Origin of the sequence: Pseudarthrobacter sp. fls2-241-R2A-168, assembly GCF_030209335.1 — a bacterium.
Taxonomy (GTDB): Bacteria; Actinomycetota; Actinomycetes; order Actinomycetales; family Micrococcaceae; genus Arthrobacter.
Window position 1 is genome coordinate 114,704 of the sequence record NZ_JARVSG010000011.1, and the last position, 24,183, is coordinate 138,886.

General features: G+C 65.0%; 19 protein-coding genes and 1 tRNA gene. 10 read left to right on the top strand and 10 right to left on the bottom strand.

All coding sequences use genetic code 11. From position 1 onward, the window contains the following. Positions 1-2: 2 nt before the first annotated feature. The 7 genes from QRN11_RS08785 (at position 3) to QRN11_RS08815 (ending at position 9,331) form a co-directional block, all read left to right on the top strand. Entirely contained in the window at positions 3-851 is an 849-nt protein-coding gene (locus tag QRN11_RS08785; protein ID WP_285250671.1) for a sugar phosphate isomerase/epimerase family protein, read from the top strand. Further along, positions 848-2,014 (top strand): Gfo/Idh/MocA family protein, encoded by a 1,167-nt coding sequence (locus QRN11_RS08790; RefSeq protein ID WP_285250672.1) that lies wholly within the window; start codon positions 848-850, stop codon positions 2,012-2,014. The genes QRN11_RS08785 and QRN11_RS08790 overlap by 4 nt, the downstream gene beginning before the upstream one ends. Positions 2,015-2,018: 4 nt before the next feature. Further along, positions 2,019-2,924, top strand: coding sequence for a sugar phosphate isomerase/epimerase family protein (locus QRN11_RS08795; RefSeq protein WP_091422339.1), 906 nt, complete (start codon positions 2,019-2,021; stop codon positions 2,922-2,924). Positions 2,925-2,928: 4 nt separating this feature from the next. Continuing rightward, positions 2,929-4,332 (top strand): glucuronate isomerase, encoded by a 1,404-nt coding sequence (gene uxaC / locus QRN11_RS08800; RefSeq protein ID WP_285250673.1) that lies wholly within the window; start codon positions 2,929-2,931, stop codon positions 4,330-4,332. Positions 4,333-4,346: 14 nt separating this feature from the next. Next, on the top strand, positions 4,347-5,744 hold the full coding sequence (locus tag QRN11_RS08805; protein WP_285250674.1) for a mannitol dehydrogenase family protein: 1,398 nt from the start codon (positions 4,347-4,349) through the stop codon (positions 5,742-5,744). Between the two features lie 24 nt (positions 5,745-5,768). Beyond that, positions 5,769-6,998, top strand: a complete 1,230-nt coding sequence (manD, locus tag QRN11_RS08810; RefSeq protein WP_285250675.1) for a D-mannonate dehydratase ManD — start codon at positions 5,769-5,771, stop codon at positions 6,996-6,998. Positions 6,999-7,060: 62 nt separating this feature from the next. Continuing rightward, a complete protein-coding gene (locus QRN11_RS08815) occupies positions 7,061-9,331 on the top strand; it encodes a gluconokinase, GntK/IdnK-type (RefSeq protein WP_285250693.1) in 2,271 nt (756 codons plus the stop codon). A 76-nt stretch (positions 9,332-9,407) separates the two neighbouring features. Here the strand turns inward: QRN11_RS08815 and QRN11_RS08820 are convergent, their stop codons facing one another. The 4 genes from QRN11_RS08820 to QRN11_RS08835 form a co-directional block, all read right to left on the bottom strand. Then, positions 9,408-10,157, bottom strand: coding sequence for a maleylpyruvate isomerase family mycothiol-dependent enzyme (locus QRN11_RS08820; protein WP_285250676.1), 750 nt, complete (start codon positions 10,155-10,157; stop codon positions 9,408-9,410). Continuing rightward, positions 10,157-10,993, bottom strand: coding sequence for a fumarylacetoacetate hydrolase family protein (locus tag QRN11_RS08825; protein ID WP_285250677.1), 837 nt, complete (start codon positions 10,991-10,993; stop codon positions 10,157-10,159). Before QRN11_RS08825 ends, QRN11_RS08820 begins: the two co-directional genes overlap by 1 nt. Further along, positions 10,993-12,123 carry a cupin domain-containing protein gene (locus tag QRN11_RS08830; RefSeq protein ID WP_285250678.1) on the bottom strand — a complete coding sequence of 377 codons (1,131 nt, stop codon included), beginning with the start codon at positions 12,121-12,123 and terminating at the stop codon, positions 10,993-10,995. Before QRN11_RS08830 ends, QRN11_RS08825 begins: the two co-directional genes overlap by 1 nt. A 108-nt stretch (positions 12,124-12,231) precedes the next feature. After that, complete coding sequence (locus QRN11_RS08835; RefSeq protein ID WP_285250679.1) at positions 12,232-13,080, bottom strand: IclR family transcriptional regulator; 849 nt, start codon at positions 13,078-13,080, stop codon at positions 12,232-12,234. Positions 13,081-13,128: 48 nt separating this feature from the next. Here QRN11_RS08835 and QRN11_RS08840 point away from each other — a divergent pair, with 48 nt between their 5' ends. Further along, positions 13,129-14,439 (top strand): MFS transporter, encoded by a 1,311-nt coding sequence (locus QRN11_RS08840; RefSeq protein ID WP_285250680.1) that lies wholly within the window; start codon positions 13,129-13,131, stop codon positions 14,437-14,439. Beyond that, entirely contained in the window at positions 14,439-15,689 is a 1,251-nt protein-coding gene (locus tag QRN11_RS08845) for an FAD-dependent oxidoreductase (RefSeq protein ID WP_285250681.1), read from the top strand. Before QRN11_RS08840 ends, QRN11_RS08845 begins: the two co-directional genes overlap by 1 nt. A gap of 110 nt (positions 15,690-15,799) precedes the next feature. On the opposite strand, the gene QRN11_RS08850 is transcribed toward QRN11_RS08845, so the two are convergent. From QRN11_RS08850 to QRN11_RS08875, 6 genes are all read right to left on the bottom strand, one after another. Continuing rightward, a complete protein-coding gene (locus QRN11_RS08850; protein WP_285250682.1) occupies positions 15,800-17,539 on the bottom strand; it encodes a thiamine pyrophosphate-dependent enzyme in 1,740 nt (579 codons plus the stop codon). 54 nt (positions 17,540-17,593) lie between these two features. After that, positions 17,594-19,114 carry an amino acid permease gene (locus QRN11_RS08855; RefSeq protein ID WP_285250683.1) on the bottom strand — a complete coding sequence of 507 codons (1,521 nt, stop codon included), beginning with the start codon at positions 19,112-19,114 and terminating at the stop codon, positions 17,594-17,596. Between the two features lie 76 nt (positions 19,115-19,190). Continuing rightward, entirely contained in the window at positions 19,191-20,123 is a 933-nt protein-coding gene (locus tag QRN11_RS08860; RefSeq protein WP_285250684.1) for a glutaminase, read from the bottom strand. Further along, positions 20,120-21,715: a PucR family transcriptional regulator gene (locus QRN11_RS08865; RefSeq protein ID WP_285250685.1), complete on the bottom strand. Its 1,596-nt coding sequence runs from the start codon at positions 21,713-21,715 to the stop codon at positions 20,120-20,122. Before QRN11_RS08865 ends, QRN11_RS08860 begins: the two co-directional genes overlap by 4 nt. Positions 21,716-21,924: 209 nt before the next feature. Further along, a complete protein-coding gene (locus QRN11_RS08870) occupies positions 21,925-22,917 on the bottom strand; it encodes a patatin-like phospholipase family protein (protein ID WP_142059788.1) in 993 nt (330 codons plus the stop codon). A 566-nt stretch (positions 22,918-23,483) separates the two neighbouring features. Continuing rightward, positions 23,484-23,573, bottom strand: a tRNA-Ser gene (locus tag QRN11_RS08875). A gap of 377 nt (positions 23,574-23,950) precedes the next feature. Between QRN11_RS08875 and QRN11_RS08880 the strand changes: the two genes are divergently transcribed. After that, the coding region (locus QRN11_RS08880) for a hypothetical protein (protein WP_285250686.1) at positions 23,951-24,183 on the top strand (233 nt) is incomplete at its 3' end.

Sequence of the window (24,183 nt, forward strand, 5' to 3'; positions counted from 1 at the left end):
GCATGGTTTCAGCCCCCCAGGCCTCCTGGGCCCTGTCCGGATTCGGCGATGAAATTGACGACGACCCCGCTGTCCAGATCGCGGTGCTGCAGGCGCTCGGTGCCAACCACATCGAGGTTCGAAGCGCATGGGGCACGAACATCGTGGACCTCAGCGATGAGCAGTTGCAGTCCCTGGCGTCACTATTGGCCGCGAAGGACATGAAAGTGTCTGCGATCGCCTCTCCAATTGGGAAAGTGGATGTCAGCCTGCCAGTAGAGCACGAAGTGGATCGCCTGCACCGTGCCGTCAAGGCCGCAAAGGTCCTGGGCGCAAAGTACATCCGCATCTTCTCCTTCTACTACGGTGAAACCGTCCCGGTCGAAAGCATCCGCGAGGCCGTGATCGAGCGCATGCGTGCGCTCGCTGCTGTCGCCGAGGAGGCAGGTGTGGTCCTGCTGCACGAGAACGAGAAGGATATTTTCGGGGATGTCCCGGACCGCGTGCTGGACATCATTGAAAGCGTAAATTCACCGGCGCTGAAGGTGGCATGGGATGCAGCCAACTTCGTGCAGGTAGGCGTCAAACCGTTTGATGAGGCCTATGAAAAGCTGCGCCCGCACCTGGAGTACCTGCAGGTCAAGGATGCCCTTTTCTCCAACGGACATGTCGTCCCGGCAGGGGAAGGCGACGGCGACGTGCTGCGCACGGTGGAAGCACTCAAGGCGGACGGTTTCGACGGCTTCGCTTCCTTGGAACCCCACCTTGCCGGCGCCCACGGCCTGGGCGGATTCTCCGGCCCCACAGCATTTGGCATTGCTGCCCGCGCCTTCGCAAAAGTCACAGCAGAAGCAGGAGTCCAGACGGTATGAGTGAGACATTGAAGGTCGCAATCACCGGTTGCGGCGTCATCGGACGAACCCACGCAGCAGCCCTGCAGGAGTTTCCCGAAGCCAGCATCGTGGCGCTCGTGGACGCGGTCCCCGACGCCGCCGAGTCCCTTGCTGACTTCATCCAAAAGAGCGGCCGTCCGAGGCCTTCTGTGCACGCCAGCCTCGAGGAGGCCTTCGCCGCAACCGGGATCGACCTGGTGGCGCTGGCCACCCCCAGCGGACTGCACATCCAGCAGGGCCTTGAGGTCCTCGCCGCCGGCAAGCACGTGGTTATCGAAAAGCCCCTGGACGTGGACCTGAACCGGGCCCAGGAAATCGAGGCGGCCGCCAATGAGGCCGCACGGCGCGGCATCGTCGCCTCCGTGATCAGCCAGCACCGGTTCGACCAATCCAGCGTTGCTGTTGCCGATGCTGTTGCCAAGGGACGATTCGGCCGCCTGACCTCGGCCATCGCTTCAGTGGCGTGGTGGCGCAGCCAGGGCTACTACGATTCCGGTGACTGGCGCGGTACCTGGTCAATGGACGGCGGCGGGGCCTTGATGAACCAGGGCGTCCACACGGTTGACCTGCTGCTGTGGTTCATGGGCCGGCCGGTGGAGATCCACGCCCACACAGCACGCCTGGCGCACGAACGTATCGAGGTGGAGGACACCGCCGTGGCCACCGTAACTTTCGAGAACGGCGGCCTGGCCGTGCTGCACGCCACGACGGCGGCCTACCCAGGCCTGACCGTCCGGGTCCAGCTGATGGGCTCGGAAGGGTCCGCGGTGGTGGACAATGACCAGCTTCACTACTTTCATACCAAGGATGCCGGCGGAGCGTCCGCCGACATGGGGCTGCAGGGCGGGGGAAACCAGGCCCAGGAAGAACTGGCAAAGTATCCGGCCGAAGAATACGAGGCCAAGGATCCCACCGTGTATCCCGCGGGGCACGTACGCCAGTACCGCGACATTATCGCTGCCATCACCGAAGGCAGGCAGCCCGGCGTCACCGTGAGCGACGCCGTCAATGCCCTCGCAACGGTACGCGCCGTCTACGTGTCAGCGACGCTTAACCAGGCGGTACTTTTCGACGACGTCCTGGCCGGCAAGTACAACGACCTCGAAGTCCGCACGGGCAATACTTCGACAGAAAGCGCCTGAAGCCATGAAATTTTCAGTGTTCACCGCGTCCACGCCTGACTGGACTCCCGAAGAAGCCGTAAACCATCTTGCGGCCCAGGGCTGGGACGGCATCGAATGGCGCATCACCGACCAGGCTGAGACGGCCGAACCCGGTTTCTGGGCCGGCAACAAGGCGACCATTCCGCTGTCCGGCCTTGAAGACAACCTGCAAAGAGTAGCCACCATCACCCGGGAAGCAGGCCTCCAGATGTCCGGCATCGGAGGATACGCCCGGTGTGACAACCACAACGACGTCGAACGGATGCTCGGGGCTACCGCAGCCTTGGGCGCGGGCCAGGTCCGCGTCACCACCCTTCCGTTGGGAACGGCGGAATGGGGAGGCGAACAGCCCAGCGGTATTCCTTACCCCGACTTGTTCGAAGCCGCCCGGCGGGACTTCGAATGGGTGGCGGAACGGGCGGCCCACCATGGCGTGAAAGCACTGGTGGAACTGCATCATCGGACCATTACGGCGTCCGCTTCCTCTGCCCGGCGCCTGCTGGAGGGCCTGGATCCCCGGCACGTGGGGGTCATTCACGACCTTGGCAACCTGCTGATCGAGGGCCAGGAAGACTATCTCCCCGCTTTCGAACTGCTGGGAGAGTACCTGGCGCATATCCATGTCAAAAACGCCGTATGGGTCCGCGCCGACGAGACGGATGAGTCCGGTGCGGTCGTTTTCCGCAACGAGTGGGCACCCCTGCAGTCAGGGCAGGGGAGCGTGCTGGAATACTTCAAGGCGTTGGCGGCCCATGGCTACGACGGCTGGGTTACGGTGGAAGACTTCTCTACGGAACTTCCTTTGGCCGAACGCACTGCCGGCAACCTTGACTACCTGCGCCGCACGGCTGCCCTCGCCGGCCTCACCGCAAGTGCCGGGGCCCGGTAAGGCCATGGCACCTTCAATAGCAGCACATCCCGACCGGCTCCTGCCGGCAGAGCCGGCAGTCCGGGAGATCGCCCGTTCCCTGTACAGCCGGGTAGCGGGCCTGCCGATCATCTCGCCGCATGGACATGTAGATGCCGGGGTCATCGAGCAGAACCTGCCGTTCCCCGATCCTGCCGCCCTCCTGGTCACCCCCGACCACTACGTGACCCGTCTGATCCACGCAGGCGGTGTTCCCATGGACCGGTTGGGCCTTGGTGCTTCACCGGCCGGCTCCCGTGAGGTCTGGCGCAACTTCTGTGCCGCATGGCCCGCCTTCGAGGGCACGGCTTCCGGGTATTGGATCCGTCAGGAGTTCGAGCATGTTTTCGGTCTGCACGAAGAGCCCACGGCGGAGAACGCCGACAGGCTCTACGACGCGCTCGCATCCAAGCTTGAAGAGCCTGGATTCCGGCCGCGGCAACTGTTCAAGGAGTTCAACATAGAGGTGCTCGCCACCACGGACGATCCCCTGGACTCGCTGGACAGCCATGCCGCTCTGCAGGCAGACCCCGCATTTCCGGGCCGGGTGCTGCCCACCTTTCGGCCGGACCAGTACCTCAACATGGCCCACCCGGCCTGGCAGGGCAACGTGGAACGGCTCATTGCTGTGGCCGGCGGGGGTGCTTCCGGTTACGCGGGATATATCCGGGCGCTCGAGGCACGCAGGCGAGACTTTGTTGAGCGCGGAGCAGTTTCAGCGGACCACGGCGTGTTCACTCCCGCCACCCTCAAGCTGGACGACGCCGAGGCGGAGCGGCTTTTCGAGCGGGGCAGGGCCGGCCAGGCGGGCCCGAAGGAGCGGGATGCCTTCGAGGCCCACATGATTTATCAAATGGCCCGGATGTCCGTAGAGGACGGGCTGGTCATGACCATCCACCCTGGCTCGTACCGAAACCACCACGGCCCTACATTTGACGCCTTTGGCGCCGATACGGGCCATGACATTCCATTCGCCGTGAACTACACCGAGGCCATCCGTCCGCTGTTGCAGGACTTTGGCACGGCCAAGGACTTCCACCTCGTGCTGTTCACGCTGGACGAAACCGTCTTCTCGCGTGAGCTGGCACCGCTTGCTGGTTTCTACCCTTCCGTGTACATCGGTGCCCCGTGGTGGTTCCTTGACGCACCCGACGCAATGCTGCGTTTCCGTTCTGCGGTGACGGAAACGGCTGGTTTCTCCCGGTCCTCAGGATTCATTGATGACACGCGCGCCTTCTGTTCCATACCAGCCCGGCACGATACGTCCCGGCGAATTGAGGCTTCCTTCCTGGCCCGGCTGGTGGCCGAGCACCGGATCAGCGAAGAGCGCGCCCATGAGCTGATTGTGGACATCGTTGATGCATCGCCACGGCGGGTGTTCAAACTGTGAATGGTGTCCCCCCTGTGCTGGACCGCAGCCTGAAACCGCTGCCCAAGGCACCGGTACGTATCGTGCATCTTGGCCTGGGTGCCTTTCACCGGTCCCACCAGGCCTGGTACACGCAGCATTCATCCGACGCCGGGGGCTGGGGGATAGCTGCCTTCACCGGCCGCCGCCCTGATGCCGCCCAAGCACTATCCGGCCAGGATTGCCTCTATACCCTGATAGAACGGTCAGCCGGCGGGGACAGCTTCGAAGTCATCGGCAGCATCGTCGAGGCGGTGGACGGAGCCAACATCAGCCGCCTGTCCGAACTGGTCTCGGCCAGGGAGACGGCCATCGTCACCATGACCATCACGGAGGCCGCCTACGGGCTGGCCGCAGATGGTACCTTCGACGCCGATGCTCCCGCCGCGGCCGGCGACCTCCGTGAGTTGGCAGCGGCAGCAGCCGGGGGAACCGGGACACCCTCAACCCCACTGGGACGGCTGGTGCTGGCGCTCGCAGGCCGGAAGGACGCAGACGCCGGGCCGCTCGCCGTCGTGAGCTGTGACAACCTGTCGGCCAACGGGGACGTGGCGCGCCGCGCTGTCCTGGGTATGGCCGCCGCCTGGGGTCAGGAGCTGACTGACTGGATCGCCGGCAATGTCAGCTTTGTCAGCACCTCGGTGGACCGGATCACCCCGGGGACCAGGCACACGGACATCGAGGAAGTGGCGGAGCGCTGCCAATACCGGGACAGCTCACCTGTCGTGGCCGAACCGTTCCGGAACTGGGTGCTCAGCGGGGACTTCCCGGCCGGCAGGCCGCGCTGGGAGGAAGCCGGCGCCGTCGTTGTTGATGACATCGAGCCCTACGAAAACCGCAAACTGTGGCTGCTGAACGGTTCCCACTCGATCCTGGCGTATGCCGGGCAGCTCCGCGGCCACACCACCGTTGCCGAGGCGCTGGCCGACCCGCTCTGCCGCAAAGCCGTGGAGGATTTCTGGGACGAGGCAGCCAGACAACTGCAGGGGGAGGGACTGGTGATCCCGCAGTACCGGCGGGCACTGCTGGAGCGCTTCGGTAATGCCCGGATAGCCCACCGCCTTGCCCAGATCGCGGCGGACGGAACCACGAAGCTTCGCATGCGGGCAGTTCCCGTCCTTTTAGGCGAACGGTCCGACGGCCGGACCGGCAGAAGCAGTGCGCGGATGCTGGCCGCCTGGATCGATTACCTAGGTTTCGCCCAGGACTTCCAGGACCCGCTCAGTGCGGAGATCCGCGGGGCGAACAGACTGGATGGCATTGCGAGGGTCCAGGCGCTGCTCCGGCTGGTCAGCGCGAATCTTGCCGACGACCCGCAGATTGTTTCCCTTGTCCACGGGCTCTGCGGAACCCTCGGCACCGCGTCGTCCATCGATGCCCCCACACATATTTGAACCCGGAAGGAACACCCAAATCCTATGAAAATCGTTGCTGCTGACGTCTTTGTGACCAGTCCCTCCCGGAATTTCGTGACGCTCCGGATCACTACCGAGGATGGTGTGACCGGTATTGGTGACGCCACGTTGAACGGCCGTGAGCTTGCTGTTGCCGCGTACTTGAAGGAGCATGTGGCGCAGCTGTTGATCGGGAAGGACCCGCACCGGATCGAGGACACCTGGCAGTTCCTGTACCGGTCCTCGTATTGGCGCCGGGGCCCGGTGACGATGGCCGCGATCGCGGCGGTGGACATGGCGTTGTGGGACATCAAGGGCAAGATGGCGGGCATGCCGGTGTACCAACTGCTGGGCGGGGCGTCCCGGAACGGGCTGCGCGCTTACGGCCACGCCTCGGGGGCGGACCTGCCGTCACTGTTTGATTCGGTCCGGGAGCACCTGGAGCTCGGGTACAAGTCCATCCGGATCCAGACCGCCGTCCCCGGGATCAAAGCCGTGTACGGAGTCGCCGCACAGGCGCAGGCTTCGGGGGAGCGGTATGACTATGAACCGGCCGGCCGGGGCGCGTTTCCGGTGGAGGAGGACTGGGACACCCGGGCCTACCTGCGCCACCTGCCCACCGTGTTTGAGGCGGTCCGGAACGAGTTCGGCCCGGAAATCCCGCTGCTGCACGACGGCCACCACCGGATGACCCCGATCCAGGCCGCGAAGCTGGGCAAGGCGCTGGAGCCGTATGACCTGTTCTGGCTGGAGGACTGCACCCCGGCCGAGAACCAGGAAGGCCTGCGCCTGGTCCGCCAGCACACCACCACTCCGCTGGCGATCGGGGAAATCTTCAACACGGTGTGGGACTACCAAACCCTGATCAAGGAACAGCTGATCGACTACGTCCGGGCCGCCTCCACCCACTTCGGCGGGATCAGCCCGTTGAAGAAGGTGATGGACTTCGCCGCGCAGTACCAGATCAAGTCCGGCTTCCACGGCCCCACGGACATTTCCCCGGTGGGCTTTGCCGCGCAGCTGCACGTGGGCCTGGCGATCCATAACTACGGCATCCAGGAATACATGCAGCACTCGGACAAGACCAACGAGGTCTTCGAACAGTCCATGACGTTTGTGGACGGCTACCTGCACCCCGGCGACAACCCCGGCATCGGCGTCGAGTTCAACGAAGAAGCCGCAGCCGCCTACCCCTACCAGCAGGCCTACCTGCCGTACAACCGCCTCATCGACGGAACGGTCCACGACTGGTGAACACCCCCAACCCCGATACAACTGTTCCTGCCGCGGGACATCCCAAGCTCCGCATCATCGTGATGGGCGTGTCCGGCTGCGGCAAGACCACCATCGGCGACCTCGTCGCCCGTGAACTCGGCGTCCCGTTCCTGGACGGCGATTCCCTCCATCCCGTGGAGAACGTCGCCAAGATGGCCGCCGGCACACCCCTGACGGACGAGGACCGCTGGCCCTGGCTCGCCACTGTGGGCACCGAACTCGCCAGCGCCGGCGAGGGCGGCCTGGTCCTGGCATGCTCGGCGCTGCGCCGCAGCTACCGCGAGGCAATCCGCAAACAGGCGCCGGACACCATCTTCCTGCACCTGCACGGCAGCAAAGAGGTTTTGTGGGCACGCACCGAAGGGCGGACCGGGCACTTTATGCCGCCTGCCCTCTTGGAGTCCCAGCTCGCCACGCTGGAACCGCTCGGCGCTGACGAAGCCGGGGTGGTCGTCGACATCGCCTCTCCCGTGCAGCAGGTGGTGCGGGAGGCACTCGCCGGGATTGCCGCCGTCGGACGTCCTGCTGACGTTGCCGGCACTGCCGGTGCCACAGGCACCCGCCCGCGGCAGTTCGCCGTCGACCTCAAGGCTGCGCCGTTTAATCTCGACGGCGACGCGGTCGCCTGGGTGGAGGCCACCCTTGCCGGGATGAGCCTTGAGGAGAAGATCGGCCAGCTGTTCATCAACCACAACAACGACTACTCCCCGGAGTACCTCGACGGCGTGCTGGAGAACTTCCACGTGGGCGGCATGCGCTACCGGCCCGGGCCCTCGGCCGCGGTGCAGGAGCACATCCGCTACGCGCAGTCCAAAACCCGGATCCCGCTGCTGGTGGCGTCCAACCCGGAAATGGGGGGAGCCGGAAGCTGCGACGACGGAACCTTTGTGTCCACGCACCTGCAGGCCGGCTCGCATCCGGACAAGGGCATAGCCCGCCAGATGGGACAGGTGGCCGGTGTGGAAACTGCGGCGCTGGGCTGCAACTGGGCCTTCGCCCCGATCGTGGACATCCACTACAACTGGCGGAACACGGTCATCTCCACCCGGTCCTTCGGCAACACCCCGGAGATCGTGGTGGAGCGGGCCAAGGAGTACTTCGACGGCATCAGCGAGTCGCCCACGGTGTGCGCCATGAAGCACTTCCCCGGAGACGGCGTGGACGAGCGCGACCAGCACGTGGTCACCTCCTACAACACCTTCAGCTATAAAGAGTGGAACCGCACCTACGGGCACGTGTACCGCGAGATGATCGGCCACGGCGTGCAGTCCATCATGGTGGGGCACATCGGGGCGCCGGAACTGTCCCGGCATTTCCGGCCAGGCCTGGCCGATGCGGACATCCGCCCCGCGACGCTCGCGCCGGAGCTGCTGCAGGACCTGCTCCGCGGCGAACTCGGCTTCAACGGCCTGGTGCTGACGGACGCCTCGCAGATGGTGGGCCTCACGCAGGCCATGAAGCGCAAGGACCTGGTGCCGGCCACCATCGCCGCAGGCTGCGACATGTTCCTGTTCTTCCGCAACCCCGCCGAGGATTTCCAGTACATGCTGGACGGCTTCAAATCCGGTGTGATCACAGAACAGCGCCTGCACGATGCGTTGCGAAGGATCCTTGGGCTGAAGGCTTCCCTGGGGCTGCATCGGAAGCCCGTTTCCGAGCTCGTGCCCCCTGTGGAGGCGCTGGACGTGATTGGCAGCGAAGCGCACCGCGCCATTGCGGCGGATATTGCAGACAAGACTGTCACCCTGGTCAAGGACACTGCTGGCAACCTGCCCATCACTCCGGAAACCCACCGCCGGATCCGCCTGTACGGCATTTCCGGCGGCGCCGACTTCACCCGGGCTGACCCGCTCGCTTACCTGGACACGGTCAAGGAAGAGCTTGAGGCCGCAGGCTTTGAGGTGCATGTCTTCAAGACAGCAGAGCAGCGGGAAGCAGCGGGGGAGACCGGGATGAACTTCATGAGGGTCCTGTCCGAGGAAGCCACCGGCGATTACGTGGACAGGTACGATGCCGCGTTGGTATTCGCCAATGTGAAGGGCTTTGCCCAGGAGGCGGCCATCCGAATCAAGTGGTCCTCGCCCATGGCCGCGGAAATCCCGTGGTACGTCACCGAGGTGCCCACGGTGTTTGTCTCGCTCAACCAGCCCAACCACCTGATTGATGTCCCCATGGTCAAGACCGCGATCCACGCCCACGCCGGATCCCGGGAAGCCATCCGGGCCACCATCGACAAGATCCAGGGCAAGTCCGGGTTCCAGGGCACGTTCAACGACAACGTGTTCTGCGGCTCGTTCGACACCCGGCTGTAGGCGGAATTCCTTCCACCAGGCATAGCAATGGCGGCCAGCGAATCTCGCTGGCCGCCATTGTTATGCGCTTTATGGTTCAGATCCACCGTGGGGCAGCCGGAACCGCACTGTTGGCGCCGGGACCTTCTACCGTCACGCCGTCGGTGCCGCGGCCTGCTGCCCACTGAACGACGGCGGCCAGCGGCCCGGTGATGATCGTCGGGTTCGCTGCACTTGTGTCGCCGAACGCCACGGCAGTGCCCTCCGTCCGGACCACCAGCCCGGTATCGGTGCCGCGGGTGTGCCAGGCGCCGGTGATGTCCCTGAGGAGCCGTTCCAGGACGGGCACCGGGATGTCACTGAAAGTGGCACCGTTGTCCAGGTCGACGGCGTGGAGCCAGACCTCGCGGGTGCGCATCCACACGGTTTCCTCGGCCGGAACAACCCGGCCCTGGGCGGTTTTGACCAAGTGGCGCCACGCGCCAGCGGGCAGGTCGCGCCATTCGACGTTCAGGTGTACGGCGGAGTGGTCGAAGAGGTGCCGCAGGGCGATGGGGGAGAGGGTGGCGCCGAACTCGATTTCGTGGTTCCGCGCCTCCGGGGAGGAGTACATCGGGGTCTCCACACCGGTGGCGGCCCATTCGATCAGCCGGGCGATGGCGCGGGCGTTGTAGCCCACGTGTGCCACAACGTGCCGGCGGGTCCAGCCGGGAAGGAGGCTGCCGCCGTCGAGCTCCGCGTCGGAAAGCTCGTTGAGCTTGCGGGCGAAGAACGCCGTGCCCCGGCGCGCCTGCAGCAGGGACTGCAGGAGCACCGGGTCGGTGGCCTGGTCGTGGCGGGCAACCATCAGGCTTCCTTGATGACGCGGTTCTTCAGCTGGCCCAGGCCCTCGATGGTCGTCACCAGGACCTGGCCTTCCTGCAGGTACCGCTTGGGGTCCTGGGCGTGGCCCACGCCGCCCGGGGTGCCGGTGGCGATCACGTCACCGGGGTTCAGCGTGATGATGGTGGAGATGTAGGAGACGAGGAATTCCGGGGTGAACACCAGGTCCGAGGTGGGGGTGGACTGCTGGACGTCACCGTCCACGGCGGAGGTCATCAGCGGGCCGGGGGTGAACTCGTCCTTAGTAACCAGGGCGGGGCCGAAGGGGGTGGACTTCTCCCAGGTCTTGCCCTGCAGCCACTGGATAGTGCGGAACTGGTAGTCGCGCATGCTGACGTCGTTCAGTACGGCATAACCGGCGATGTGGTCCGCGGCATCCGCCTCGGCGATGCGGCGACCGGTCTTGCCGATGACGACGGCGAGTTCGGCTTCCCAGTCCACGGTGTCCGATTCCTGCGGCAGGGCCAGGTCGTCGTTGGGGCCGATCAGGGATTCGGCGTACTTGGCGAACAGGGTGGGGTACTCGGGGACTTCCCGGCCCATTTCCTTGATGTGGTTGCGGTAGTTGTGCCCCACGCAGATGATCTTGCCGGGGGAGGGGACGACGGCGGCAAGGTCGGCGCCGTCCAGGGCGTGCGTTGCGCCGCTGGCCGCCGCAGCGGTGGCTTCCCAGGCTGGATCCTGCAGCAGGGCGCCGACATCGGCGAACCCGGGAATCTCGGTGAGGGTGCCGCCGTCCTGGCGCACCGCCGTCGTGCGTGTTTCGCTGCCGTTGGCGAGGCGGAGGGTGAGGAGTTTCATTACTTGGTGCGTCCTTCGATGTAGGTGCGGTTGAAGCTCAGGCGCTCGAAAATCGGGGCGTCGCTGAAGCGGAACAGATCAAACTCGGTATCGCCGTGCAGTGACCAAGCAGCCCAGGACGGAACGACGAACAGGTCGCCCTTGGCCAGCTGCTTGGTTTCACCGTTCAGGATCACCGAGCCGGTGCCTTCGAAGACCTGCCACACGCTGGAGCCCACTTCATGGACTGTGTCCGTGGCGGCACCGGCGCGGAGGCGGTGGAACTCGGCCCGGATGGTAGGCATCACGTCCCCGCCGGTGGTGGGGTTGGTGAACCGGACTGCGGCGTGCCCTTGGGAGACGGTGGCGGGGTGGCCCTCGTCCTCCAGCAGCAGTTGCTCGCGGAGGGCTGCGTCCGTGTACTTCCACCGGTATGCGGCGATCGGGGAGCTGGTGGTGTCGTCCAGGCCGGAGAGCGGGCGCAGGCCGGGGTGGGCCCAGAGCCGTTCGGAGCGGGAGATGTCCGGGGTGGCCTCGTCGGTGACGCGTTCGGTTCCGAACTCGAAGAAGCCGGCGTCGGCGTAATGCACGAAAGGGATGTCCAGGCCATCAATCCAGGCCATCGGCTCATCGGTGTCGTTGTGGTGGCCGTGGAAGTTCCAGCCCGGGGTGAGCAGGAAGTCGCCGCGGGACATCCGCACCGGGTCACCGTTCACCACGGTCCACACGCCTTCACCCTCCACCACGAAGCGGAACGCGTTCTGGGAGTGGCGGTGCTCCGGCGCTGTTTCCCGGCCGCCCAGGTACTGGATGGCCGCCCACAACGTGGGGGTTGCGTACGGAGTGCCGGCCAGGCCGGGGTTGGCCAGGGCAATGGCGCGCCGTTCCCCGCCGCGGCCTACGGGAACCAGGTCCCCGGCACGGGCAGCCAGCGGGTACAGGTCGTTCCAGCGCCACACGTGCGGGACGGCTTTGGGGCTCGGGACCATCGGCATCAGGTCACCGATCTCTGTCCACAGCGGAATCAGGTTCTCCTTGTCGAAGTCCTGGTACAGCTGCTCCAGCTGCTCAGCCTCCTCCGGGGTGGGCTCCGGCAGGGCGTGGCTGGCGGCCACTGATTCATGAGTCACGTTTTCGGCGCTGATGGACACGAAAGGCCTCCTCGATAGGTCCGAACAGTTTTGGCGTAGTTCGACCCTACGGAGGAAGTGCATGTGATAACGAGCATATTCTGCTCTACAGAATTAGGGTGGAGGCGATTAATCCGGCTCGGCCGGGTTCGCCGCGATGTCGATCTCCAGCTGCCTGCAGGTCGCACGCAGGGCGGCGACCAGTCCGCCGTCGAACACTGCGCGGAACCGTGTGGCAGGGGTGGCGACGCTGATCGCCCCCACCACATTGCCGTGCCGGTTGTGCAGCGCCATGCCCAACGCGCTCACGCCATCTTCGGTGCCTTCAAAATTGGCGGCAAAGCCGTTGCCGCGGACCGAATCCAGCTCCCGCAGGAAGGCCGGAAAATCCTCCTCCGCGATGGTGTCGCCGCTGATCTCGGCATTGTTGCTGCGGAAGAGCTGCTGGATCATGGGCGGATCAAGCTCCGCAAGAATCGCCTTGCCGCCGGAGGTTTTGTTGGCGGGCAGCACCGTCCCCTGCCGGTCGCCGACCCGGAGCACGTTGCTTCCCTCGACGGTGGCGAGAAAGCGAACTTTGGTGCCCACCCGCACCATGAGATTCACGGTTTCGTTCAACTGCGCCGAGAGCAGTTCCATGTGCGGCTGGGCCAGCGAACGCAGCAGCCGGGTCCAGCTCAACCCTGCCGGTCCCACCCCCATGGCGGGGCCCGGAACATAGCGCCGGGTTTCATCCTGCACCGCAAAGCCCCGGTAGACCAGCATGGCCAGGAGACGATGGGCCGTGGACGGCGCAACCCCCAGTTCCACGGCTGCATCCTTCAGCCGCAGGGTTCCGCCGTCGCGCAGGAGTTGTAGCAGCTGAAGCGCGTTGTCCACTGCCTCGATGGAGTACGTGGGACGCTTCTGTACCGGCTTTTTCTGGGCAGGCTTCCGCCCTGGCCTTGCGCCGGGAGAAGGGGCGGAGCTTTTCTGCACATCAGAATTGTATTGTGGTTCATCTCCAGTGGCCATGACAGTAGTGGGATGAATCACACACTTCCCGCTGCAGCGACGCAACGGTCCACTGCGGCGGCTCCCGGCCCATCGTCCGCTGACAGGCAAGCCCGGTTCCCCAAGGCCTCCGTGCTGGCCGTCCTGGTCTGTTGGCTGCTGGTGGTCTTCGACGGCTATGACCTCATTGTCTACGGCACGGTCCAGTCCTCCCTGATTTCGGAAACCGGTTGGGGCCTCACCAAGGCCACGGCCGGAACCATCGGGTCGATGGCGTTCCTGGGCATGATGATCGGCGCGATCTTTGCCGGCCGGATGGCCGACTCGTGGGGCCGCCGCCGCACCATCCTTGGCTGCGCGGTGGTCTTTTCCGTCTTCACCGTCCTGTGCGCCTTCGCCCCCAACGCCGCCATCTTCGGCATTCTGCGGCTGCTCGCCGGAATCGGGCTCGGCGGGCTGGTGCCCTCCGCGAACGCCCTCGTGGCCGAACTGGTCCCCACCAAATGGCGGTCCACCATTGCCACCCTGATGATGTCCGGCGTTCCGATCGGCGGCTCCATCGCCGCCTTGGTCGGGATCCAGCTGATTCCCGCCTTCGGCTGGCAGTCCATGTTCCTGGTGGCCGTGCTGGCGCTGGTGATCGTGGTGCCGCTTGGACTGAAATACCTTCCGGAAACGCTGGGTTCGGAACAGGACTCCCGGAGCGGCAAAGTCACAGCCAACACCAAAGCCAGTACAGGCTTCTCCTCGCTGCTGCGCGCCCCGTACCTGGGCATCAGCATGCTCTTCGCGGTAGCCACCATCGCCACACTGTTCGCCTGGTACGGCCTGGGCACCTGGCTGCCCAACCTGATGCAGCTGGCGGGCTACAACCTGGGCTCGGCGCTGACCTTCGCGCTGGCACTGAACCTCGGCGCGGTGGCCGGTTCGGTCATCACGGCCTGGACCGGCACGCGTTTTGGCCCCGTACCCACCGCGATCGCCGCTGCCGCCGTGGCAGCCGGTGCATTGGTGGTCCTGGTGACGGGGCCTCCAGTAACGGTGGTGTACCTCATGCTGGTGCTCGCCGGCGTCGGAACCCACGGCACACAGTGCCTCATCATCGCCGCCGTTGCCAACCACTATCCTGCCCACCTGCGCGGCACCGCGCTGGGCTGGGCGCTGGGCACGGGCCGGATCGGCGCCGTCGCCGCACCGCAGGCCGGAGGCCTGCTGCTGGCCGCGGGGCTGGGAGTCAACTCGAACTTCCTCGCCTTCGCCGGCGCCGCCGCCATCGCAGCTGTGCTGCTGACCGCCGTCGGCCTTCACCTGAAATCCAAAAACCCAACAAACAGGAGCAAGTAATGTCTGAGCACGCCACGTCCACCGATGTCCTGGTGATCGGAGGGGGCATGGCCGGACTGGCCGGAGCCCTCGCACTGCGCGAGAACGGCGCCAACGTAACCCTCGTTGAAAGGGCACCCGAATTCGGCGAGGTGGGTGCGGGCCTGCAGATGGCCCCCAATGCCTCCCGCGTGTTGAAGCGCTGGGGCCTGCTGGAAAAGGCGCTGGAAATCGGCGTGCAACCCAAGCACCTCGTATTCCGTGACGCCGTCACCGGCGAGGAACTTACCCGCCAGACGCTCGGCGGGGAGTTCGCGGAGCGGTACGGCGCACCGTACGTGGTGATCCACCGCACCGACCTGCACCGCGTCCTGCTCGAAGGCTGTGAAGCCGCCGGGGTCAAGCTCGTCAACGACGTCATGGTCGAGAGCGTGGAAACCGTCAATGGCCGCGGCGTGGCACACACCGCCGCCGGCGTGGACTACGAGGCGGACGTGGTGATCGGGGCTGACGGACTCAAGTCCACCCTCCGCCCGCTCGTGGCCATCGACGAGCCTGTTTCGTCCGCCTACGTGGCCTACCGCGGCACCGTTCCCATCACCGAAAACACACCCAAAGCGGACCTCGAGGACGTTATTGTCTACCTCGGCCCGGACTGCCACCTGGTGCAGTACCCGCTGCGCAAGGGCGAACTGCTCAACACCGTAGCCGTCTTCAAGTCCGCGTCCTTTGAACGCGGCGAAGAGCAGTACGGCGGAGTGGATGAGCTCGAGGCTGCGTACAAGGACTGCGTTCCCGCGGTCCAGGAGGCGCTGAAGAACCTGGCCACCGGCATCCGCTGGCCCATGTACGACCGCGACCCCATCGAAAACTGGGTGGCCGGCCGGATGGTGCTGATGGGCGACGCCGCGCACCCCATGCTGCAATACCTGGCCCAGGGTGCCTGCCAGGCCCTGGAGGACGCTGCCGTGCTGCAGGACTCTTCGATCGGGACTGTGTTCACTGCCGACGGGATCAAGCCCGAGGCATGGGACGAGGCCATCCGGGCGTTCAACGGCGTCCGCGCCGGCCGCACTGCCCGCGTCCAGCGCACCGCCCGTGTATGGGGCGAGTCGTGGCACGTTTCAGGCCTCGCCCGGACCTTGCGGAACCTGCTGTTCAAGAGCCGCAAGGACAACAACTTCCAGTACAACGACTGGCTGTACGGACAGGACGGCGACGGCGTCCCCGCCGTCACACCGAAGCGGATTACCGAAAGCGTGTCCGCGTAGCTAGCCACCTCAATAACGGCAGCGGACGACGGCGGGTGGCTCCCGCCGTCGTCCGCTGCCGTTTGTCAGGGCAACGCTGAGTCCGCGCGGCTGCTGCGCGCGGGCGCCCCTCAGTACGCCTTCACGCGCTGTTCGACGATGAGGTGGATCAGGGCGAAGACGCCGACCTGGTCAATGGCGGCGAACGCTGCATCAAGGGCGGCCGGAATGTCCTTGTCCTCGGTGACCGTGATCCCAAAACCGCCGAAGGCCTTGGCCATGAGAGCGAAGTCGGGGTTCTGCAGCTGGGTGCCGGAGACGCGTTGCGGATAGTGCCGCTCCTGGTGGGTGCGGATGGTGCCGTATTCCTGGTTGTCCATCACCACCACCAGGGGAGTGGCTCCGTACTGGGCCGCGGTGGCCAGCTCCTGGCCGTTCATCAGGAACTCCCCGTCCCCGGCGATGGTCACCACCCGGCGTGCGGGGTCTGCCAGGGAAGCCGCGATGGCCGACGGCACCGAATACCCCATGGAGCCGTTGCGGGCGCTGATCATGGACGCATATCGGCGGGTGGGAAAGTAGCGGTGGGCCCAGTTGGTGTGTTCGCCGGCGCCGAAGGTCACCATGGCATCCTCGGGCAGCCTGGGCACGAGGTTAGCCATCAGGGTGTCCATCCTGGCCTGTCCCGCTGACGGTGCGGCTGGGGGCAGCGCAGCGAAGTGCTCCTGTTCGCCCCGCATCCGCTCCGTCCACGCCTTCCACTCTTCCTTCACCGGCAAATCAATGGCGGCCAGGTCCTGCACAAAGGCCTCCGGCTTGGAGAGGATCTGCCGCGACACAGGGCCGGAGCGCCCGCGGAGCGACGGGTCCACGGTCACCAGGAAGTTCTTTTTGTTCCAGTCCTGGCGGCACACGAACCCGTCCGTGATGACATCCCCCGGCACCGTCCCCACAAACACCAGCAGGTCGGTTTCCTCCAGCAGGTCGTATGTGGGGCGGGGCCGGCCGTAGCCGATGGGGCCCACGTAGGACGGCGAATCGAAGGACACCGTTCCCTGCGTCCGCCACTCGGCTGCCGCCGGGATCTGGTGGCGCTCCAGCCAGCCGGTCAGCTGGTCCGCAGCTTCCTGGGTCCAGTCATTGCCGCCGGTGACGAACAACGGCTTGCGCGATTCCGCCAGTGCAGCGCGCAGGGCTGCGGCATCCGTGCTGCTCATGCCACCGGCGGCCACGGGAATTGCGGGATGCAGCGCGGGGTCGATCTGCTGGCGGATGATGTCCTCCGGCAGGCCCACCACCACGGGGCCGGGCCGCCCGCTCATGGCAGCGAACATCGCCTCCGCCACGATCTCGGACGCCCGTTCGGCATGGTCAAGGACCATCACGCGCTTGGCACCGGTATCGAACCAGGCCTTAATGTCGAACTCCTGGAAGGCCTCCCGGTCCCGGTGCGCGAACGGGATCAGGCCCACAAACAACAGCATGGGAGTGGAGTCCTGCCACGCGGTGTGCAGACCCACGTGCGCGTTGGCAGCGCCCGGCCCCCGCGTCACCATGGCCACGCCTGGGCGCTGGTTCATCTTGCCGTCAGCCTCGGCCATATAGGCGGCACCGCCTTCATGCCGGCAGACAATGGTTTCAACATCCGAGGCATGCAGGCCGTCCAGCACGTCCAGGAAGCTCTCGCCCGGCACCACGTACGTGCGTTCCACGCCATGGGCGATGAGCGAATCAACAATAACGTGCCCCGCGGACTTGGTTGCCGGTGGTGCCTCCGCTGGATTTGCCTGCGGGTTGTGCTGCCGGGAAGGCTCGACGGCGGCGGGCCGGGTGGGTGATGCGGTCAGGATTGCTGCGGGTTCCGTTGTCATGGTCTTTCTTTGTTGTTCGGGTTTATGTATGGCCTGTGGGTGGAGCCTTCCGGCTTACCTGAACGTCTCGGCGGGTGGGTTGGCGATGACGGGGGAGAGGCCGGTGTGCCCTTCGCGGGTTTCGGCGATTTCGTGGATGCGTTTGCGGCAGGCGTACCAGCCGATGACCATGAGGATGGAGGCGATGGCGGTGACGAGCATGGTCAGGGGTGAGTCGATGAAGACCATGACCAGCACGCCCACGAGAAACAGGAGGCTGAGGTAGCCGGTGTAGGGGGCGCCGAACATGCGGAAGGAGGGGCGTTCGAGCCAGCCTTTGTCGGCCCAGCGTTTGAGTTGGATCTGGCATAGGACGATGGTGGCCCAGGTCATGATGATGCCGACGGAGGCGACGTTGAGGACGATTTCGAAGGCTTGGGCGGGGACGAGGTAGTTCAGCGGGACGCCCAGGAGGGAGACGGCGGCGGTGATGGCGATGCCGCCGTAGGGGACGCCTGCTTTGTTCATGCGGGAGGCGAATTTGGGGGCGGAGCCGTTGACGGACATGGAGCGCAGGATCCGGCCGGTGGAGTAGAGCCCGGCGTTCAGGGAGGACAGGGCGGCGGTGAGGACCACGAGGTTCATGATGACGTCCACGCCCTGGATGCCGATGGAGCCGAAGAATGTTACGAAGGGGCTGACGCCTTTTTCGTAGGAGGTGTAGGGCAGGAGCAGGGCCAGGAGGATCACGGAGCCGACGTAGAACACGGCGATGCGGAAGACCACGGAGTTGATGGCCTTGGGCATGATTTTTTCGGGGTTTTCGGTTTCGCCGGCGGCGGTGCCGACGAGTTCGATGGAGGCGTAGGCGAACAGGACGCCCTGCATGAGGATGATCATGGGAAGCAGGCCGTTGGGGAAGATCCCGCCGTTATCACTGAGCAGGCTGAGGCCGACTTGCTGGCCGTCTACGGGGGTGCCGAAGATGACGAAGTAGGTGCCGACGATGAGGAAGATGACCAGGGCTGCGACTTTGATCAGGGCGAACCAGAATTCCATTTCGCCGAAGACCTTGACCGAGACCAGGTTCAGGGCCAGGACGACGATGAGGGCGGTCAGGGCCCAGGCCCACTGCGGGACGTCGGCCATCCAGGGGATGTAGTTGCCGAAGAAGTGCATGTAGAGGGCGGCGGCGGTGATGTCCACGATGGTGGTGGTGGCCCAGTTGATCCAGTAGAACCAGCCGGAGACGAACGCGGCTTTTTCGCCGAAGAATTCGCGGGCGTAGGACACGAACGAGCCCGAGGAGGGCCGGTGCAGGACCAGTTCGCCCAGGGCGCGCAGGATCAGGAACGCGAAGAACCCGCACACGGCGTAGGCGATGACCAGGGACGGGCCCGCGGCGTTCAGCCGGCCGCCGGCGCCCAGGAACAGGCCGGTACCGATCGCACCGCCGATCGCGATCATCTGGATCTGCCGCGGCTTCAAATTCTTGTGATAGCCCTTATCCTCCGCGTGAAGGGAGCTCTCGGAGGCATGCGCATGCCCACCGTCTATCTCGTGTACTGCAACCTCGTCATTGGGGTTGTTGGACATGGGTGATCCTTTCGATCTGGGGAGATCTAACTGGGGTGGGGGAAATTTTTTGTTTGGGGATTCTCTGGCGGCGGTCTTAGAAGACCGACCAGCCGGTGCGGTCGGAAAGATCGGCAAGGGCAGCAGTCCCGGCAAGGGAATTGCCCTTGGCATCCAGCCTGGGGCTCCAGACGCAGATGGCGCACTCACCCGGAACGATGACCAGGATGCCACCGCCCACACCGCTCTTACCGGGAAGGCCCACCCGGTACGCGAACTCTCCGGCGGCGTCGTACATGCCGCAGGTCAGCATGATGGAGCCGATGCGTTTGGCATCGCTGGCGGACAGGACAGGCCCGAGCGTTCCCTGGCCCTCCCGGGCCAGGAAGAGCCCGGCCTTGGCGAGTTCGACGCAGGTCATCATGATGGAGCATTGGCGGACGTAATTTTCCACCACGGATTCCGCCGACTGCCTCAGGTTGCCGAAATCCTTCAGGAAGTGCGCAAGTGCCAGGTTTCGACTGCTGCTGGACAGCTCACCGGACGCTGCCGCCTCATCGATGTACGGCCCGCTGCTGCCGGCCTCTGTGGTGAGGAACCGCAAAAGCTGCGTGGCGGCGTCGGACGTTCCTTCCATCAGGTGGTCCGTGACCACCAGTGCGCCGGCGTTGATGAAGGGGTTGCGCGGAATTCCGTGTTCCACCTCCAGTTGGACCAGCGAGTTGAACGCGGTACCGGAGGGCTCACGCAGGACGCGGGTCCACAGGGTTCCGCTCGTGTCGCCCCGGAGTGCCATGGCCAGCGTAAACACTTTGGAGATGCTCTGGATGGAGAAGGGGACCCCAGCGTCACCGGAGCTGAAGAGCTGGCCGGACGTGGTGGCAACGGCTATTCCGAAGGTGTCGAAAGGAACGTCGGCCAGGAACGGAATGTTTGCCGGGACGGAACCGGTCTCCCGCCCCGGGCGGTGGCTTTGGACGAGGTCGTCCAGGAGGGGGCCTAGCGGCGGCGCCTCAAGTGCTGTAGTCATTTCCTGCCTGATTGTTGTGAGGATGTTCCGGCCCATTCCTGGATATGGAGCATGGCCACCAGCGAGTCCCGGGGGTTTCCGAAGTCCAGGCCGGTCACCCTGGAGGCCTTGCTGATCCGGTAGTAGACGGTGTTTTTGTGCAGTTTCATCCGTTGGGCGCATTCGGCAACGTCAAGCGAGGCTTCAAAGTACGTCCGCAGGGTTTCGGCCAGTTCAGGGTCGTCCCGAAGCAGCGCCGAGAGGGTGCGGTGGCGGAAGGTCGAGGACGCAAAATTCTGCACTGCCTCCTGGAAAAGGATCTCAGCCTCAAAGTCGTCCACTGTGGCCACGGATGTTTGGGTTGCCCCGCTGACGCACTTCAACAGCGCTTCGGCGATACGGGTGATGGAGTGGATGGACAAAAGGTCAGGGACCACGGGGCCCACCGCCGCAAACGGGGTGATGCCCAGGTGTTTGCGTGCATCGCGCACGATCGACTCGGCCAGTGCCCGGAGTCCCGGTTCGGCTGCTGCGGACTGCAGGCCCGGGACGATCACAGCAGTGTCCCCCTTGAACTGACCCACAATTGCTGAGGCTTTGTAGGCGGCCGCGTGGATGGACGCCAGGTTGGCAAGCTCGCCGTGCTTCAGGGCGGCGTCGTCGGCCTGGGCTTCCGCATCGGATATCCCAATCAGGATCAGCGCCGCCGGGCGTTCTGCGGGGATCTTCTCGCTGTGCGCACTGGCTGCTGCCTCCGCCGGGCCGGAAAGTATCCGCGCAATCCGGTCTTCGCGCATGTGCACCGACTGTTGGTTGCGGTAGCGGATCAGCTCAGTTGAGGTCCGGGCGGCTGAACCCTTCAGCACATGGTCAACATCGGGGCCGAAGCCGTCGCCGGTCTCCTGCAGCCAGATGTAGCCCATGATCCGGTCCCCGGCGAAGAGCGTGATGGCCACCCGTTCCCGCAGCCCGTCCTGGGGCCTTGCCGGTACGCGCACCGGGAGCCGTGTTCCGTGCAGTTCACGGTAGGCGCCCAGGTCCTTCAACAACAGTTCGTATTTCCGGGGCCCCCGGCGGGTCAGGATGGAGGCTTTGCGAAGCTCGTCGATGTCGTTCGAGACGGTGGAGTACGCCAAGACTTTGTTGGCCGCGTCCTCGATGACCACGTGGCTCGAGGTGAGCCTGGCCGTGGTCTGGGCGATGGCGAAGAGGTCTTCTTCCAGGAGTGTCAGGACTTCGCTCTGATAGCTGCGCGGCTGGATCCGGTCCTTCGCGATGGAGAGCAGACGGTCCCAGTCGGCAGCCGGGTTCACCAGGAGCAGGCCGGTGCCTGCGTCGCGCAGCAGCTCCTCAGCCTCGGCGAGCTCCTCGCGCGTTCCCTTGACGGCGACCACCGGCGGCGGGTTCTGCAGGAGCCGCCGCAACGCGGGCAAAGCCGACCGCCCGCGGACCCCAATCAAGAGGACAAACGCGCCAACGCCGTCGGGCATTTCATCCTCAGCGTCAGCGATCAGGAAACGTTCGATGGGAGAACCGTTCGCCGGGCGGAGGATAAGGCTCGCGAACCCCAGCGGGAGATCCGAAAGGATGTGGTCCACCGTAACCGCGGTCATGGGTTCCTTCTGCGTCGATCGGCCACCGGACGGCTCTGTCCGGTCAGCCCATGGTATCCAGCCATGATCCCGCAGAATTTGTGAGGCTACCCCAATTCGGTGGCCCTTTTTCGGACCGCTGTCCAAGCCGGGAAGCCTGCTCTTCCCTTATGCCGGCCGACGGGCCTGGCTGGCGGCGCCGCTGGGAGCTTCAGCGCGTGGACCGGAGCTCAGCGCCAGAAGTCCGCCAGCTGCCCGGCAAGGGCCTCACCTTGCTGGTAACCGGCTTGGGCAGCGGGCGGACGGAGCGAGGGATTCATCGCATTCGCGCCGAACATGTGCTCATCTTTGCTGTCCGGGAAGATCGTCTCGACCCTGCTGCCATGCGCCCGTAACTCGGCGACCTGGGCTGCGAGGTGCAGGTCCCAGTGCTTGGGGACCAGTGATTTTCCGCCGAAAGGTGAGAGCACCAGCACCCTTTGGTATCCGGCTGCCAGATCGGCATTTTCTGCGTTGGACCGGTAGCCGCCGTCGATGTAGGGGATATCTCCGATCCTGTAGGGAAGGCCACTGGAACAGCTGGCGGCGATGGCGTCCACCAGGTCGATTCCGCTGTGGCGGTCGAAGACCGCCGGTTCGCCGGTCTTGGCATTGACAGCGGTGATGAGCACCCTTCGTTGCGGCCACCCCTGACTGTCCAGCCGCGCGGCGACGATGCTGCGCCACTGTGCTTGCCAGGAACCGTCCGACGCCGCCTCCATGCCCAGTGCTGCCGCACCCATCTTCCGGCGCATGTCCGCCGCATTCTCAGAGGAGGCGATGATGTTGTTGATCCTCTCCAGGTGGTCGGTCACAGGCCTGGTGGCAACGCGTTCCGGGACGGATCCAGCCGGAACAGGCCGCTTTTGGGGCGCAGCGGCAAGGATTGCGGCAAAGAGCTCGGACGGCGACGCACCAGCTATCTGGGCTGCGGCCGTGGAGCCGGCTGAAGTTCCAATAGTCAGATCGGCTGTGGTGACGTCCAGCCCGCTATCGAACAGGCCGGCCATGACGCCGATCAGCCAGGCGTTGCCTGTCGATCCGCCGCCGCCAAGGACGAGGGCCCGACTCGTTGAGTGTGCCCATTTTGTGGGGTCAGGCTGCTGCCGATCCTGGTCGGCATTCGACGGGCCAGAAGCCGGCATCGGGGCGGAGTGCAGAGGGGAAGAAGATGTTGTGTTCATGGGAGTCGCCTTTCGCGAATTGCCTGTGGTGGCGCTCCCGGCGGCGACTATCTGTGTCGCGCGATCGTGGAATCCAAGGGAGCGCCCAATGCGGATACTGCGTTCATGGGACTCACCTCCTGTCGATAGATCACGATCACGGGAAAACTACCACGCCAGCCCGTGCTGCACAACGGCATCCTACCGCTGGCTGCCCTGCGCCGGCTCAAAGACGCCGGGTTATAGGACAAAACGCGTGTAGGGGAGGGATGTACTTCCCAGTGACCGCGCGGAAAATCCGTGGTGGCTAAGGTTTTGAAATTTAGCGTGGCTGGGGTGCTTGGGAGTTGTAGCTTTCGACCCTTGTGCGTTGTCCATCCAACGCCCCATCAGGTTTTATCGCTTTCCGTATAATGCTTCATCAGCTCTTGCCGCTTTAGCCCCCATCGCTCCACTTCTGATGAAGTCCGACGGCGGTGCTGCCGCGGCCGCGTGCGCTCCACAACTCAGATGGCCCACGTGTATTGGAACGAACAGCAGAAAGGCCCTGCTTCCCTTTGTTTCAAGGGAAGCAGGGCCTTTCTTATTGGCGGTGACGGTGGGATTTGAACCCACGTTGGCTTTTACACCAAACAACATTTCGAGTGTTGCACCTTCGGCCGCTCGGACACGTCACCAACCTCAATAGGGTACCGGAGCGAGGCGCCCAACCCCAAAACGGGCTGACGGAGGAGGCCCTTTGCCCCGCTTTCCGTCTTGCTCGTCCGCCCTTCCTGGTGCCTGACCCCGGCGAAGCACGGGCACGCAGCGCGGGCAGGCGATGTCTAGCAGGCGAGTTGGGGAGGAGCTTCAAAACGTTCGGAAGGAGCCTCAAAAAAGTTAGAAGGATTTTGTGGGGGACTGCCTCAACGGGCGCTGTTTTGTCAGACCCCCTCGCGAGGATGGAGGTATGGAAACGGACCCGGCGGTGGTGCAGGTGGAGGAAGCCGCTGGTGCCGTCGCTACACGTTCGGAGGCGCCTGGTTTTGTCAGACCCCCTCACGATGATGGGGCTATGGAAACGGACCCGGCGGGGGTGCAGGTGGAGGAGGTCGCTGGTGCCGTGGCTGCACTCTCCGAGGCGCCCGGTTTTGTCATAGCCCCGCAGGATGATGGGGGTATGGAAATGAATCCGGTGGTGGTGCAGGCGGAGGCGGTGGTTGATGCTTCGGTCGCTGCGTTTATGGCTGTGTTGACTGGCCAGGACAGTGCGGGGGCCGGTCAGGACGCGTCCGGTTCTGTTTCCTG

Coding starts and splice junctions, on each gene's coding strand:
- QRN11_RS08785 (WP_285250671.1), top strand. CDS start 3: ATGGTTTCAGCCCCCCAGGCCTCCTGGGCCCTGTCCGGATTCGGCGAT.
- QRN11_RS08790 (WP_285250672.1), top strand. CDS start 848: ATGAGTGAGACATTGAAGGTCGCAATCACCGGTTGCGGCGTCATCGGA.
- QRN11_RS08795 (WP_091422339.1), top strand. CDS start 2,019: ATGAAATTTTCAGTGTTCACCGCGTCCACGCCTGACTGGACTCCCGAA.
- uxaC (WP_285250673.1), top strand. CDS start 2,929: ATGGCACCTTCAATAGCAGCACATCCCGACCGGCTCCTGCCGGCAGAG.
- manD (WP_285250675.1), top strand. CDS start 5,769: ATGAAAATCGTTGCTGCTGACGTCTTTGTGACCAGTCCCTCCCGGAAT.
- QRN11_RS08815 (WP_285250693.1), top strand. CDS start 7,061: ATGGGCGTGTCCGGCTGCGGCAAGACCACCATCGGCGACCTCGTCGCC.
- QRN11_RS08820 (WP_285250676.1), bottom strand. CDS start 10,157: ATGGTTGCCCGCCACGACCAGGCCACCGACCCGGTGCTCCTGCAGTCC.
- QRN11_RS08825 (WP_285250677.1), bottom strand. CDS start 10,993: ATGAAACTCCTCACCCTCCGCCTCGCCAACGGCAGCGAAACACGCACG.
- QRN11_RS08840 (WP_285250680.1), top strand. CDS start 13,129: ATGAATCACACACTTCCCGCTGCAGCGACGCAACGGTCCACTGCGGCG.
- QRN11_RS08845 (WP_285250681.1), top strand. CDS start 14,439: ATGTCTGAGCACGCCACGTCCACCGATGTCCTGGTGATCGGAGGGGGC.
- QRN11_RS08850 (WP_285250682.1), bottom strand. CDS start 17,539: ATGACAACGGAACCCGCAGCAATCCTGACCGCATCACCCACCCGGCCC.
- QRN11_RS08855 (WP_285250683.1), bottom strand. CDS start 19,114: ATGTCCAACAACCCCAATGACGAGGTTGCAGTACACGAGATAGACGGT.
- QRN11_RS08860 (WP_285250684.1), bottom strand. CDS start 20,123: ATGACTACAGCACTTGAGGCGCCGCCGCTAGGCCCCCTCCTGGACGAC.
- QRN11_RS08865 (WP_285250685.1), bottom strand. CDS start 21,715: ATGACCGCGGTTACGGTGGACCACATCCTTTCGGATCTCCCGCTGGGG.
- QRN11_RS08870 (WP_142059788.1), bottom strand. CDS start 22,917: ATGAACACAACATCTTCTTCCCCTCTGCACTCCGCCCCGATGCCGGCT.